Origin of the sequence: Ruegeria sp. ANG-R (genome assembly GCF_000813985.1) — a bacterium.
Taxonomy (GTDB): domain Bacteria; phylum Pseudomonadota; class Alphaproteobacteria; order Rhodobacterales; family Rhodobacteraceae; genus Ruegeria.
Map to the genome: position 1 here is coordinate 139,598 of NZ_JWLJ01000004.1, position 15,062 is coordinate 154,659.

At 55.8% G+C, this 15,062-nt stretch carries 12 protein-coding genes; 4 read left to right on the forward strand and 8 right to left on the reverse strand.

Going from position 1 to position 15,062, the window contains the following annotated elements; genetic code table 11:
* Positions 1-132: 132 nt before the first annotated feature.
* Genes RA27_RS12550 through cyoA form a run of 5 tightly spaced genes read right to left on the reverse strand, consistent with a single transcriptional unit; the run spans position 133 to position 4,950 of the window.
* Positions 133-843, reverse strand: coding sequence for an SURF1 family protein (locus RA27_RS12550; RefSeq protein WP_039539325.1), 711 nt, complete (start codon positions 841-843; stop codon positions 133-135).
* Positions 840-1,196, reverse strand: a complete 357-nt coding sequence (gene cyoD, locus RA27_RS12555) for a cytochrome o ubiquinol oxidase subunit IV (RefSeq protein ID WP_039539326.1) — start codon at positions 1,194-1,196, stop codon at positions 840-842. Before cyoD ends, RA27_RS12550 begins: the two co-directional genes overlap by 4 nt.
* Positions 1,193-1,795 carry a cytochrome o ubiquinol oxidase subunit III gene (cyoC, locus tag RA27_RS12560; protein ID WP_052265292.1) on the reverse strand — a complete coding sequence of 201 codons (603 nt, stop codon included), beginning with the start codon at positions 1,793-1,795 and terminating at the stop codon, positions 1,193-1,195. Before cyoC ends, cyoD begins: the two co-directional genes overlap by 4 nt.
* 38 nt (positions 1,796-1,833) lie before the next feature.
* Positions 1,834-3,867, reverse strand: a complete 2,034-nt coding sequence (gene cyoB / locus RA27_RS12565; RefSeq protein WP_052265282.1) for a cytochrome o ubiquinol oxidase subunit I — start codon at positions 3,865-3,867, stop codon at positions 1,834-1,836.
* A 33-nt stretch (positions 3,868-3,900) separates the two neighbouring features.
* Positions 3,901-4,950 carry a ubiquinol oxidase subunit II gene (gene cyoA, locus RA27_RS12570; RefSeq protein WP_241484064.1) on the reverse strand — a complete coding sequence of 350 codons (1,050 nt, stop codon included), beginning with the start codon at positions 4,948-4,950 and terminating at the stop codon, positions 3,901-3,903.
* Positions 4,951-5,149: 199 nt separating this feature from the next.
* On the opposite strand from cyoA, the gene RA27_RS12575 reads away from it, so the two are divergent.
* The gene (locus RA27_RS12575; protein ID WP_052265283.1) at positions 5,150-6,421 is read left to right on the forward strand and encodes an MFS transporter; all 1,272 of its coding nucleotides are present in this window, start codon (positions 5,150-5,152) and stop codon (positions 6,419-6,421) included.
* Between the two features lie 48 nt (positions 6,422-6,469).
* Here the strand turns inward: RA27_RS12575 and RA27_RS12580 are convergent, their stop codons facing one another.
* The 3 genes from RA27_RS12580 to RA27_RS12590 form a co-directional block, all read right to left on the reverse strand.
* Complete coding sequence (locus tag RA27_RS12580; RefSeq protein WP_039539332.1) at positions 6,470-9,262, reverse strand: bifunctional aconitate hydratase 2/2-methylisocitrate dehydratase; 2,793 nt, start codon at positions 9,260-9,262, stop codon at positions 6,470-6,472.
* Positions 9,263-10,094: 832 nt separating this feature from the next.
* The gene (locus RA27_RS12585; RefSeq protein WP_039539335.1) at positions 10,095-11,144 is read right to left on the reverse strand and encodes an aromatic ring-hydroxylating dioxygenase subunit alpha; all 1,050 of its coding nucleotides are present in this window, start codon (positions 11,142-11,144) and stop codon (positions 10,095-10,097) included.
* 95 nt (positions 11,145-11,239) lie between these two features.
* On the reverse strand, positions 11,240-12,169 hold the full coding sequence (locus tag RA27_RS12590) for a LysR substrate-binding domain-containing protein (protein ID WP_039539337.1): 930 nt from the start codon (positions 12,167-12,169) through the stop codon (positions 11,240-11,242).
* A gap of 95 nt (positions 12,170-12,264) precedes the next feature.
* Between RA27_RS12590 and RA27_RS12595 the strand changes: the two genes are divergently transcribed.
* The 3 genes from RA27_RS12595 to RA27_RS12605 all read left to right on the forward strand — a co-directional run bounded on the left by RA27_RS12595 (position 12,265) and on the right by RA27_RS12605 (position 15,058).
* Complete coding sequence (locus tag RA27_RS12595) at positions 12,265-13,350, forward strand: hypothetical protein (RefSeq protein ID WP_241484065.1); 1,086 nt, start codon at positions 12,265-12,267, stop codon at positions 13,348-13,350.
* A 529-nt stretch (positions 13,351-13,879) separates the two neighbouring features.
* Positions 13,880-14,458 carry a peroxidase-related enzyme gene (locus tag RA27_RS12600; protein ID WP_039539342.1) on the forward strand — a complete coding sequence of 193 codons (579 nt, stop codon included), beginning with the start codon at positions 13,880-13,882 and terminating at the stop codon, positions 14,456-14,458.
* A 12-nt stretch (positions 14,459-14,470) separates the two neighbouring features.
* Entirely contained in the window at positions 14,471-15,058 is a 588-nt protein-coding gene (locus RA27_RS12605; RefSeq protein WP_039539345.1) for a helix-turn-helix transcriptional regulator, read from the forward strand.
* Positions 15,059-15,062 lie beyond the last annotated feature (4 nt).

Below are 15,062 nucleotides of genomic sequence, written 5' to 3' on the forward strand. Positions count from 1 at the left end.
CAAAGGCTGTGCGCCGGTCTGGCGCTCCTCGTTATGGTTTTCTCGTTTGAAGAGAACTGGATGGGTCAGGCGCCCCAGTTTCTTGATAATCTAAATGTACTTATCTGCCAAACTCACGATAAGAACTTCATATCAACCCGTGCCTTTCAGCCCGGTCCTGATCACGTAAACCAATGCTGCCGCGAACAGGGCTGCCATGGCGTACCAGGTCAGCGCATAGGCGAGATGAGAGTTACGGAAGCTGATCACAGTCATCCCTCCTCGCGGCCAGTCACCCGGTCCGGTCAGAGGATCGGCGTCAAGGAAGTACGGCAAAGCACCATCAAGCCCACGAGCGGCTGACATGGCCTGCGTGTCACGCGATACCCAACGATCTGCATCGGGCCTGTTGCGCTCCATCACGGTGCCGCCGGGGGCATCGGGCCGCAACAAGCCTTCGACCGGCGTCGCCGGTGCAGCCCATTGACCGGGGTCTTTGAGATCGGGTGGCACATAACCCCGATTCACCCAGAGGATGCCAGCCTCGACCTTCATCGGGGACATGACCCAATACCCCGGTCCGATCTCAGTGACGGCTTTGACCAGTATCGGGGCCACATCCAGAAAATCTCCATCCACTGAGACCCGGAGGTAGGCGTGCCGCTCAGGATCAAACTGCGCCGGGAGGTCCGCCGGGTCGCCGAACGCTCGTTCATCGACTGCTGTTATCAGGTCCTGCTTCCATGCCAAACGACGTATCTGCCAGTTGCCCAGCAGTAAGAATACGGCAATCAGTGCTACCGAAAGACCCAGCAGCACGACCGTGATCCAGAGAGGCCGCCGAGCCGCAGGGTCTTCGCTCATGGCAGGTTGCGGACCCGCTCGATCTGCTCATGGGCCGGCATCATGTTCTCATCAAGATTGAACATCACCCAGATAGACCCCGCCATGACGATGACCAAAAGTAACACCGTCAGACCCAGAGACATCACTTGCCAACCAGCCTCGACCTTCAGCGAGACGTGCAGGAAATAATGGATGTGAACCAGCATCTGCGTCGCACCCAGTGTGAAGATGATGGCTATGGCCCAGCCCGTGCTGTCCATAACATCACCCAACACGATCCAGAACGGGATGAGGGTCAGGACCACCGACAACAGAAAGCCAACCATGTAGGATTTGAGAGTGCCGTGGCCACCTTGTGCATGATCGCTCATAGCAGGACCCCCGTCAGGTAAACCAAGGAAAAGACACCGATCCAGATCAGATCCAGGAAGTGCCAGAACAACGACAGGCACATGACCCGGCGTTTGTTTTCATGTGACAAACCATGCTGCCCCAACTGGATCAGCAGCACGATCAGCCAGATACTGCCACCCAGAACGTGCAGACCGTGCGTTCCGACCAGCACAAAGAATGAAGACAGGAACGCACTGGCCATCGGCGTGGCACCGATGTGCCACAGATGGGTGAACTCTTTGAGTTCCAAGTACAGAAACCCTGCCCCGAACAATCCGGTGATGATCATCCAAAGTATCGTGCCACGCAGATCGTTCATGTCCATTCGCAACACAGCGAAGCCGAACGTGATCGACGAAAACAACAGTGCGAAGGTCGCGACCAGGATCAACTCGATCTCGAACAGATCCGCCGGGGCGGGCCCCGCTGCATAGTTCTGACCCAACACCGCATATGTGGCGAAGAGGATACCAAAAATCAGGCAGTCGCTCATCAGATAAATCCAGAACCCCAGCATGGTCCCGGTTTCGTGGTGATGCTCTCCGTGGTCGTCCCCATGATGCGGGTCTTCGATCACGAAGAACTCTTTTGGCGTATCGCTAGATGTACCCGTCATTATTCCGCAGCCCCCGCCAGCTGTTGAGTCCGCTGGTTCTCGATCTCGCGCACCTCATCCGCAGGGACGTAATAGTCGCGGTTATAGTTGAACGTGTGCCCGATGCCATAAAGCAGCGTCGCAGCAAAGCTGAGGGCAGCAAGCCACCAGACATGCCAGACCAGCGCAAAGCCCATGACAGTCAGCAACCCGGCCATGACGACACCCGTAGCCGTATAGCGCGGCATGTGGATCGGCACATATCCTTCGGTCGGTCGCACATACCCTTCACGCTTCATCTGGGCGAACGCATCCAGATCGTGAACGCGCGGGGTGAAGGCAAAGTTGTAATAGGGCGGCGGCGATGAGGTCGACCATTCCAGCGTCCGCCCGTTCCAGGGGTCGCCCGTGGTATCTCGCAGCTGATCCCGTTTTTTGATCGAGACAAGGATTTGAACGATGAAAGCTCCGATCCCAGCGGCGACAAACAGAGCGCCCACAAGGGCGACGATGAAATAGACGGAATAGAACGTCGTTTCGAACTGGCTCAGACGGCGGGTCACACCCATCAGACCCAGTACGTAGAGCGGCATGAAGGCAAGGTAGAAGCCAATCAGCCAGCACCAGAAGCTAACCTTGCCCCAGAACGGTTCCAGCTTGAAACCAAATGCCTTGGGCCACCAGTAGATGATGCCCGCAAAGATACCGAACACCACACCGCCGATAATCACGTTATGGAAATGCGCGATCAGGAACAGCGAGTTATGCAGGACGTAATCCGCAGGCGGTACCGCGAGCAGAACGCCCGTCATACCCCCGATCACGAAGGTCAGCATGAAGCCCATGACCCACAGCATCGGAGTCTCGAACCGGATGCGGCCCTTATACATGGTGAACAGCCAGTTGAATATCTTGGCCCCGGTCGGGATCGAGATGATCATCGTGGTGATCCCAAAGAAGGCGTTCACGTTGGCCCCTGCCCCCATGGTGAAGAAATGGTGCAGCCAGACGATATAGCTGAGCACCATGATCACGCAGGTCGCATAGACCATCGATGTGTAGCCAAACAGCCGCTTGCCGGTGAAGGTGGGGACAATCTCGGAAAAGATGCCGAAGATCGGCAATACCAGAATGTATACTTCGGGATGTCCCCATATCCAGATGAGGTTCACATACATCATCGGATTGCCACCCAGATCGTTGGTAAAGAAATGGGTGCCCAAATAGCGGTCAGCGGTCAGCAGCGCCAGTGTGGCTGCCAGCACCGGAAAGGTCGCGACGATCAGGATATTTGTGCACAGCGAGGTCCAGACGAAGACCGGCATCTTCATCAGGGTCATCCCCGGTGCACGCATCTTGATGATGGTGACGACTAGGTTGATCCCGGACAGCGTCGTCCCGATCCCGGCAATGTTCAGCGACCACAGGTAGTAGTCCATTCCCACACTGGGGCTGTATTCCAATCCCGAATACGGGGCATAGGCCAGCCAACCAGCGGTCGAGAATTCGCCCACGAACAACGACAACATGACAAGTATTGCGCCCGAAACCGTCAGCCAGAAGCTGAGGTTATTGAGAAACGGAAACGCCACATCGCGGGCGCCGATCTGCAACGGCATGACATAGTTCATGAAACCGGTGACGAAGGGCATCGCCACGAAAAAGATCATGATAACGCCGTGGGCGGTGAAAATCTGATCGTAGTGGTGGGCGTTCAGGTAACCTTCGCCCCCGCTGGCGGCAATGGCCTGTTGGCCCCGCATCATCAGCGCATCAGCGAAACCACGCAGCAGCATGATCAGACCCAGAACCATATACATGATCCCGATCTTCTTGTGATCGATGCTGGTAAACCACTCCTTCCACAGATAGCCCCATAGCCGGAAATAGGTCAGCGCTCCAACGACGGCCAGACCTCCCAGAGCGACCACAATGAAGGTGTAAAGGATGATCGGTTCGTAAAAGGGAAACACGCCCCAGGACAGCTTGCCAAAAACCGGATCGACGCCCGAGACGTGGGCGATACCATCAGCAGCTTCATGAGATAGCGACATCGCGTTATCTTTCCGTTTCTTATTCGTTTCAGATCAATTTGCAGCCGCCGGGGGCACCAGCGTCATTGCCGTAATGATTTCATCCTCGCGGATGCGCATTTCGGGGCGGATCATCGCCATCAAGGCACCCGGATCGTCAGCCGAACAGATGCCGCGGAACAGTTCGCGGTTCCACAACCCTTCAAGGCCACCTCCGCCAAGCGCATCCACCATCATCATGTCATTGAGACACAGCGAGTCGTCATCGATACAAAGATTGACGATCTTATCCCAAAGGCCGTCTTCGACCGAGTCGTAATACGTTACGGGATGCGCGATGCTGGGCTGGTTCAACTCGGCGATGGTCTCGCGATCCAGAGCGGTGCCCTGCGCACGTACCTGCCCAACCCAGCTGTCAAAATCCGCCTCATCCATCCCGTGAAACTTGAAGTGCATCTGCGAGAAGCCCGCGCCGCTATAGTTGGCCGAGAAGCCCTTGTAGACACCCGGTTCGTTGATGATGGCATTCAACTCGGTCTGCATCCCGGACATCGCATAAATCTGACCTGCCAGCGCAGGTACAAAGAACGAGTTCATCACGGTGGTCGAGGTAATTTCAAACTTGATCGGCCGGTCTACAATGGCGGCGACTTCGTTGACCGTGGCAATCCCCTGTTCAGGATAGATAAACAGCCATTTCCAATCCATGGCTGACACCTGAATGACCATGGGTTCGACGCTCGGATCAATCTCCTGCCCATCGGATAGACGCCGGAGCGGTTCAAACGGGTCGAGCCGATGAGTCGCAACATAGGTCAGCCCGGCAAGGCAGATGATGATGGCAAGCGGCACGGACCAGATGATGATCTCAAGGCTGGTAGAGTGATCCCAGTCAGGCTCGTAGGACGCGTTCTTGTTCGATTCGCGATATTTCCAAGCGAAGAACACGGTAAGTGCCATGACGGGCACAATGATGATGAGCATCAGGACCGTCGAATAAAGAATCAAATCCGCCTGTTGGGCCGCAACATCGCCAGACGGATTCAGAACAACCAAATCGCACCCGGACAGGGCAAAAAGTGATAACAGGGCTGTAACGGGCATCAAACGCTTCATTGTTTTGCGTCTCTTCGCTCGGTTTTTGACTGAAAAATTGCTAGGCTGGCGAGACAAATTACATACCTCCGCGTGCGCGGCCTCTTGTGCAGGTTTTTCTTCCGTGCTGCAATGCGACAAAAGATGACCCACGCAAATACCTTTGGCCTGACGCTCCGGAAACCATGGGTCGAAACAGGAGTATAGCATGTCCAGCGTTGACAACCCACAGCGGCATACCGCGACAATCGACGAAGTCATAACCACGGTCGTTATGGCGCGAGTAACTGATTTCTTTGGTTTTTTTGTCTATGCTATCGCGTCAGCACTGGTATTTCCAAAATTGTTTTTTCCGATGCTCGATCCGCTGAGCGGCACTCTGGCATCATTTGCGATCTTCTCACTGGCCTTTCTGGCGCGCCCTGTTGCAAGCCTTGCGGGCCGGACCTTGCAATATAAAATCGGCCGTGTCGGCAAAGTCACCCTGGCGCTTTTTCTGCTGGGCACATCCACCGTCGCTATCGGCTTGCTGCCCGGATACGAAAAAATCGGCTGGCTTGCGCCTGTATTTCTGGCGGTGTTGCGTATCCTTCAGGGTCTGGGGCTGGGCGGCGCCTGGGACGGGCTGACGCTGCAACTCCAAAACGCGGCGCCTGAGAACCGCAAAGGTCTCTATGCGATGGTGCCTCAACTGGGCGGCCCCATTGGTTTTGTGGTCGCCGCATCCATCTTTTTCGTGCTGAACGGCTTTCTGACCGATGAGGAATTCCTGAAATGGGGATGGCGCTTTGCCTTCTTCGCCGTGATGGCGGTGAATGTGGTCTCGCTATACGCTCGTGTCCGGCTGTTGAATGCGGATCTGGGTGTCGATCCCGAGGTGATTACCTCGGCCCCCCTGCCCGAGCTGGTAAGGAATGAGGGCGGAACCATCTTCCTGTCAGCCTGTCTGCCATTGGCCAGCTACGCACTATTCCACATGGTCACTGTCTTTCCACTGGCTTTCGCCGCGATCTATGAGCGGTTCGAGGTCACCGAGGTTCTGACAATCCAGCTGATCGGTGGCGCGCTGGCGATTCTGGCTGTGATTGCTTCGGGCCTGCTGGCCGACCGCTTCAACCGTCGCGCGGTAATTGGGGCCAGCACCCTGCTGATCGCGATCCTGAGCCTGATGATCGGAACACTGGCCCACCATCCGTACATCTTTATTCTGTTTGGCTTCATGATCCTCGGGCTGGCATATGGCCAAGCGGGCGCCGTGGTTCCAAAACGCTTTCCCAAGAAATACCGGTATTCAGGCTCGGCAATGGCAACCAATCTGTCATGGATTATCGGGGCGGCCTTCGCACCATTGGTCGGTATCGGCCTGACAGCGCTGCTGGGATTGTGGGCAGCAGGGCTTTATCTGCTGTCCGGGGCGGTCGTCACATTTTCCGCGCTGTACCTGCTGAACCGGCGCGGCTTGATGGAACACGCCGACTAGAACAATCGCATGGGCCGGTCCGCCGGATCGGCGACCGGCCCGATGCCTTTAAAAATGTGCGGAGTTGGTGTTCGCGGGTTTGGCTGCGGGTGGCGCAAACCGGGTCAGATCAATCCCTTCGACCGCGGCCTTGTATTCTTCCATTCGGGGAGTACGCCCAAGAATGGCGGAAAGCACCACGACGGGCGTTGACGCCAGCAGCGATTCACCTTTCTTTTCCTCGGAATCCTCGACGACACGGCCCTGGAACAGACGGGTAGATGTCGCCAGAACGGTATCGCCTTTTTCGGCCTTTTCCTGGTTGCCCATGCACAGGTTGCAGCCCGGACGCTCCAGATACAAAGTGTTCTCATACTCGGTTCGGGCCGCTGTCTTGGGGAACAGATCATCGAACTCAAAGCCCGAATACTCCTGAAGAATGCTCCACTCACCCTCTTCCTTCAACTCGTCGACGATGTTGTAGGTCGGAGCCGCAACAACCAAAGGCGCTTTGAATTCGACCTTGCCGTTTTGCTTTTCGAGGTTTTTCAGCATCTGCGACACAATGATCAGATCGCCCTTGTGAACCATGCAGGACCCGACAAAGCCCAGATCCACCTTCTTCTCGCCTTTGTAGTAAGAAACGGGCCGGATCGTGTCATGCGTATAGCGTTTTGAGACGTCCGCATTGTTAACATCCGGATCGGCAATCATGGGTTCGTTGATCTCGTCCAGATCAACCACCAGCTCGGCGAAATATTCAGCATTATCATCGGGTCGCAGCGCAGGCACCGCGCCGGATCTGACCTCGGCAATGCGCGCATCAGCTTTGTCGATCAGACCCTGCAGCGTTTGCGCCTCGTTATCCATACCCTTTTCGATCATGATCTGAATGCGGCTTTTGGCGATTTCCAGAGACTCGATCAGAGTATCGTCTTCGGAAATACAGATCGACGCTTTCGCCTTCATCTCGGCGGTCCAGTCGGTAAAGGTGAACGCCTGATCCGCCAAAAGGGTTCCGATATGCACCTCGATTATGCGCCCCTGAAACACGTTATCGCCGAATTTCCGCAACATCTGCGCCTGGGTCGCATGAACGACATCGCGGAAATCCATGTGATCGGCCATCTGACCTTTGAAGGTAACCTTCACGGATTCAGGAATTGGCATGGTCGCCTCACCCGTGGCCAGAGCCAGGGCAACAGTGCCCGAATCCGCCCCGAAGGCGACGCCTTTGGACATACGTGTATGCGAGTCACCTCCGATGATGATCGCACGGTCATCCACGGTGATGTCGTTCAGAACCTTGTGAATCACATCCGTCATCGAGTGATAGACGCCCTTGGGATCACGCGCGGTGATCAGACCAAAATTATTCATGAACGCCATCAGCTTCGGGATGTTGGCCTGCGCCTTCTTGTCCCAGACCGAGGCGGTATGACAGCCGGATTGATAGGCGCCGTCCACAGTCGGAGAAATAATGGTCGCCGCCATCGATTCCAGCTCCTGAGAGGTCATCAAACCGGTCGTGTCCTGCGACCCCACAATGTTCACCTTGACCCGAACATCAGAGCCGGCGTGCAGAACAGTTCCATCAGCCACGCCTACGGCATTCCTGTTAAAGATTTTTTCGACCGCTGTCAGACCCTGCCCTTCACGTGAAATCTCTTTGGACGGTGCAAAAGCGGATTTCAGTTCAACTCCCAGCGTCTGCGCCGCAAATGTTTGAAGCTTCTTGCCAAACACGATGGCATAGGACCCACCGGCCTTGATGAACTCGACCTTCTGCGGGGTGAATGAGGACGCGATCTCGACCAGTTCGTTATCGCCCGAAGCGTCATAGAGCTTTTTGTCCTTGGTGTTAATCGTCAGAACCGTCCCGGTTTCAACCGAGTACTTCTGTTCAAGGATCGGGCTGTCATCATTGTTGAGGATCGGATTGCCCTGTGAATCGACCTTCTTGATCCAATTCTTCAGATCGATCCCGATCCCACCGGTTACCCCGACGGTGGTCAGAAAGATCGGGGAAATACCATTCGTGCCCGCCACGATCGGGGCAATGTTTACGAAAGGCACATAGGGGCTGGCTTGTTTACCTGTCCAAAGCGCCACGTTGTTGACGCCCGACATCCGGGACGAGCCGACGCCCATCGTACCTTTCTCTGCAATCAGCATCACGCGTTTGTCCGGATGCTGGCGCTGCAGTTCCTGAATCTCGTCCTGAGCTTGCTTCGAGATCAGGCACTTGCCGTGCAATTCCCGGTCCGAGCGTGAGTGCGCCTGATTGCCCGGCGACAACAAATCGGTCGAAATGTCGCCTTCGGCGGCGACATAGGTTACGACTTTGATCTCTTCGTCGATATCGGGCAGCTTGGTGAAGAATTCGGCCTTGGCATAGCTTTCCAGGATATCGCGCGCGATGGGATTGCCCGCAGCGAAGGCCTCTTGCAGGCGACCCGTATCAGCTTCGTACAAGAAGACCTGCGTTTTCAGCACCTCAGCTGCCTGTGCCGCAATCCCCGGATTGTCACCCAAAGCCAGATCAAGGAGAACCTCGACCGAAGGGCCGCCTTTCATGTGCGACAACAGCTCAAAAGCAAACGGCACCGATATCTCTTCGACCGTTGCATCGCCGAGAATGATTTCTTTAAGGAAACGCGCCTTCTCACCGGCAGCGCTGGTTGTGCCGGGCAGCGTGTTATAGATGAAATAATTAAGTGAATCCGCCCGATGCGCATGATCGACGTCCTTGATCTGCGCAACGATTTCCTTGACAAGCGCACCGTCATCAATCGGCTTGGGGTGCAGGCCTTGAGTTTTACGGGATTCAATTTCATCAAGATATTCAGTGTACAGGCTCATGGCTCATTCCGGCATTTTGTTGCTCGATTGCTAGGGTTCTGCGATGGGTTGAACACCCGACAATCCTGTTTGTATGCGGCGGTATACTATAACTGAAAAACTTGCAAGCCTTACACCTGTGGCGGGATGTCCCGCCCTGTGCGGATGCATTACCAAAGGCAATAGCCTCAGCGCTATACCGGCCTCAGCAACACAATCGGCTATCTCATGTGGTCGGGTGAGTGATCAAAGGTTACGAAACATATGAATTGACCACAATACGAGATCAGCTAGCTCTAAGCAGCCTTATATCTATGTTTTAGGTTTCTTTTCTGACATCGCCCAGCCCATACCGGAATCACCGGCGCCCACCGTAGCGCTCACCTTTGGGCCGTGCCGTTGGTCCCCGACCACCACCACCTCGCACCAGTCTTTCAGCGGAAAGCTTCGCCTAGTTTCGGGCCAGCTTTGTCAGCGGAAGGTGCATTACGACTGATCAGCTTGGTGGGCTTCGGGACCATCTGGGAAGAAACAACCCAGACTAAACCGACATTCCCCATTTTGAAACGGATCACGTCAAATAGAACATCCTCCACCATTCACATGCAGAACCCAGCGACGCCTAGCAGTCGATAGAGTGCCCTGCGTTGGGCGATGGACACTCGAACTCGGTCTGTCGCAGACGTGGATGTGTGACGTGCTTTGCTGTGGAAGCGACTACCTAAAAATTCGGGATGCCGTTACCGAATGGTAGCAGACGACAGCCTGAAACCCGGTGTGTCCTTGACGGGGGCGGGCTCTCGATCATCTGACAAACTGACCGAATGAGGGGCCAGCCGCGCGGCCACCTCATTCAGGCCTGGCGCAAAGCACCTTCTGGCGCTGCAGTTTCAGCCTCAATCGCACGGTCCAATACGCGTCTGAACATTTTGGCACCTGCATCCAGACCCAGATCGATATGCGGCGTCCGGGCGTTTTTCATGCCCTTATGCACGTCTTCCAGCACATACTTGTCCTCAAGAAACGCCATCCGGGCGCCGTCATTCATGAACTTCGAAACCTCCGCATTGTTCGGATCAGAGTTGCGGTGCTGGAACCAGAAGTATCTGGTCTGATCCTCGTTGATAGGGGTCATAAAATTGTACGAGATGTTTACGAAGGTTTCGTCAACCGGGTCCTTCTCATAGCCACCGGTGCCGACAGGCGTGTATACGGATTTATTCAACCCGATTGCGGGAAGACACATCTCGTAGTGCTGCAAGCGGTCGCAATCTCCATCAAACGCGACCAGTTTGGAATAGTAGGGCGACGGCGGTTTATTCTCGATCCAGCGCGAAACGATCACACCTCGACCCGTCTTTTCAACATTCAGCGGCTCCTCATCCGTCCCCGCCCCAGCAAATGAGGAGACGTGGACCCAGGCCACGTGGCTGGGATCGAGCAGGTTGTCGCAAACCCAAAGGTAATGGCAATCAATATCCATCACCCCGCCATCCGTCAGGCCCCAGCTGGCGTCATCAAAGTTGTCGATCGGGAAAATCAGGTCCGGATCGGCCAGTGCGGGATCTCCCATCCAGATCCAAAGCAAGCGATAGCGGTCGACGACGGGGTAGGACTTCACCACCGCGCGCCGCGGGGTCATCCCACGCTGGGTCGGACTGTCGATACACTTGCCCGAGCAGTCGAATGTCAGCCCATGATAACCGCATTCAACCAGATCACCCTTCAGGTTGCCCTTGGAAAGCGGGAGCTTGCGATGCGGACAGGCATCCTCAAGCGCCACGGGCGTGCCGTCCTGCCGCCGATAGAGCACAATGTTCTCGCCCAGATAGGTCTCGGGCTTCAGTTCGCGCCCGACATCTGTGCTCCAGGCGGCAACATACCAGCAATTCCTGAGGTACATGATTTGCTCTCCTATTTAACCAGGTGGCTGGGGCCATTATGGCAGGGTCAGGACAATACGCCATGTTGGTTTTGTAATGATATATATAAGGCAGGCTAATTCGGCTGCTCCGCCGGTGGCGGCAGATCGGGCTGCGACATAGCCTCGGCCTTGATCCATTTCAGGAACTCGTTGACTTTCTGGCTGTCTTTGGCCTCAGGGCGTCGCACCAGCCAGTACGATAGCGGCGATTGCGTCAGTTGCCGGAACGGGCGCACCAATCGGCCGTCGCACAGCGCATCGATAACCAATGGTTCACGCCCCAGCGCAACACCCAACCCTTCTATCGCAGCCTGTATAACCATATTCGCCTGGCCCAGACGGCGCGTACGTATTCCGGATGGCAGGATCAAGTTGGTCCGACGTGCCCAAAACTCCCACGTTGGGCTCGATGCGCCATGGTGCAGGTTTTCATCGACCAGCAGGGTGTGCTTCGAAAGATCCCCGATGTCCTGCAATTGAGGCAACAGCGCAGGTGCACATACAGGAAACAGCCTTTCCTGCATGAGCAAATCCACCTCAAGCCCAGGGTATTCACCAAGGCCGTACCGAATGCCGATATCGGATTCCGCGCCGGAAAACGGATAGAATCCGGTATCTGTCGCAATCGAAATGGACAAGTCCGGATTGGCCAGATCAAAGCTCAAGAGCCTCGGGAACAGCCAGTTGAACGCAAAGCCAGGCAGGCAAGAAATCACGATCGTCCGGTCGGTTCGCGTTCGGTCGCGCAGTTGAGCACACACATCCGAAATGCGTCCCAATCCATCTGCGATTGCCAACGCCAGTTGTTCACCGTCACGGGTTGGCCGTGAACGTCGCGCACCGCGCACCAGCAAATCCCGACCCAGCCATTCCTCCAACGACCTTACGTGCTGACTGACCGCACTTTGACTGACCCCCAATTCCTCGGCAGCCGGAGAAAAACCAGAATGGCGCACGACCGCCTCGAAGGCGCGCAACGCGGAATACGGCAGGTTCAGGATCATATTAGTCACCCTAATGTCAGCCATTATTACTTTCAAATGGATTAGCAGCAGACACGGGCCGTAAATTTGAAAAACCAGACACTCGGGAGATGTCGATGTCCGACATGACGCCAGAGCGGGGCGCTTACAATCTGTTGGTCAATTGCGCCCGCGCGACAGCGGGTGACAAGCTGTTGATTGCCTATGAACCACCTGAGTTTGGTTACTTCGATGCCGACAGCGTGGATGTTGTCAGCCGTGCCGCCGGTCAACTGGGACTACGGGTCGATACCATCGACGTGGGCTTCACCCCCGACAATCCGCATTTGTCGCCCGAGCTTCTCGCCCGGTTCGACGCTGCCGACATCATACTTTTTCTCGCCCGGCTTGGAGACCAGTTGCGTTTCGCTGACATGCCGCAGGGTAAAAAAGTCATTGTCAGCTTTGCACTGACCAAAGAGATGCTGGGGTCGGGCTTTTCCAATGGGCACCACGCCGCGTTCATGGAGCTTAAGGCCGGCATCAACGCAATACTGGATGCATCCGAGGGCGTAAGGATCACCTGCCCGCTGGGCACCGATGTTCGCGGTCGCCCGGTGATGAACCTGCAACCATCTGGCGACACTTCGATCCTGCGCTTTCCGATGTCCGTCTTCACGCCGGTTCCGGCCCACAGTTTTTCCGGCCGGGTGGCAATCAGTTTCCTGACGGGAGCAGGTTCGAAATATTACGATGACTATACGATCGAATTCGATCGCCCCGTTTTCGCGATAATGGAGAACGGCCGGTTGCTCCGGTTCGATGGCGATCCCATCAACGCCGCCCGGGCCGAAGCGCACTACGACCGGGTTGCCGGACAATTTGGTATCGACCGCAATTTCGTGCACTCCTGGCACGCAGGTATACATCCGGGTTGTGGTTACCCATGGGACATGCGCGACAATTATGAGCGCTGGGGCGGGTCCGCTTTCGGCAACCCGCGCATCCTTCATTTTCATACCTGCGGCGCTTATGCACCCGGCGAAATCAGCTGGAATGTCATCGACCCGACTATTGTGATCGATGAAGAGACTTATTGGAACACCGGTGTATTCCACGCTGAACAGCTACCCGGTGGGCGGTCAATTCTGGATCGACACCCCTGCGCGGCCACTTTGTTTGAAAACCCCGATCTGGATATCGGGCTCCGCGCGGTAGGCTGATCATTCCCAACTTGATCGAACCGCACTCTGTCAAAATAGTCCTGTGTTAATAGGATCTGTCCGAGTTGATCCTATGGTGTGGAGCACTCCCGTCTCCGGCGCCGGGATATGCGAAGACGGACAGTTCTTCGCACCGCTGGACGGTCAGATTGATATTCTTGAGGGCATGAACTTATCCGGCTTGGTGACCTCGTCATTCGGGCAGGCTGGGTCACGCCGAACCTGTCGTTACGCCGGTCAAACCTGATGGCTGACCTTTGGAGTTATGCGCGCACCGCATGAACAAGGAAAATGTGCCTAGATGTTATGCGAGTGCCCTCATACACAACCCGTCATCATGCACACATAGACATGAGGCAGTCAGCTGGAACTTCGACAGGGTGGAGTGAACTGGCAAAGCTTCGGCCTTCTCACATCCGTTGCTCGCCATTCAATCTGGTTGCTTAATGTGCAATATTCGTAAATGAAAAACTCGACAGGCAGCTTCATGCCGCCAGAAGTCTGAACAACAAATGTGAGAGGAATGTGAATGTCCGCCTGGATTCGGATGATATCTGACGAAGATGCCGACGAGAACCTGAAGGCTACTCTGGATCTGGCACGAACACCGCACGGAACCGTGGACAATGTGATGCGTGTGCATTCGCTGCGGCCCAACACCATGAAAGGCCACGTCATTTTGTATCGGGCTTGCCTGCACGACGAGGCCAATTCGGTGCCCGTGTGGTTTCAGGAAGTCATCAGCTCTTATGTATCCACGCTGAACGCCTGCCCCTACTCCTATGCCAACCACTGGGCCAACGCCCGGCATCTGATCGGTGATGACGAACGCGCCGATGCCGTCGAGGCCGCGCTGAAAACGCATCGTCCGCAAGATGCGTTTGAAGATGCCCAGTTGGCGGCGCTGAATTACGCGGAAAAGCTGACGCGGTCACCGGGCGCTATGACAGAGTCTGATGTAAGCGCCCTGAAAGATGCGGGCTGGGAAGATGGTGAAATCCTCGAAATCAACCAGATCGTGGGGTATTTCAACTATGCCAACCGATTGTTGAATGGTCTGGGTGTCACAACAGACGGAGACATCGTGGGTTACTACGCCGACGAATAACAGGATGTATACATGCAGGATGAAACGCCGGGCAGACAGATTGACCGCGCAATCGGCGCCTCGCTGAGAGAACTGCGCCAGAGCCGGAAACAATCCGCCCGTAGACTGGCCGAGCAGTCCGGCATTTCGGCGGCCATGGTAAGCCGCATCGAAAACGGGCTGGTCTCTCCTTCCATTGACACACTGGCCGCCCTGTCCGAGGCGCTCGAAGTGCCCATCGTTTCCCTGTTTCGCGAAGCGCGAACGGATCACACGGACTATACCCTCGTGCGACATGGGCAAGGGCTGAAATCCACGCGACTGGCGAGCGGGCATTCGCACGACTACGTAAACCTTGCGTTGCATTCACGCAAAGATCTGCGCTTTCAGGCCCGCCGCGTAACTTTGCTGCGGGATGAAGGGCGCCCGCCTACCTATGTCGGCCACGGCGTCGTTTTTGTTCAGGTTCTCGAAGGACAGGCCATCTATCGTTACGGCGAATCCCGGTTCACCTTGTCGGTAGGCGACAGCATCAGCGTCGATGCCGAACTGAACCACGGCTTCGAAGAGGTTTTGACCCCCGAGTTCGTCTTTCTGACCGTTCAAGCCGAGCGCCCTTAAGGGT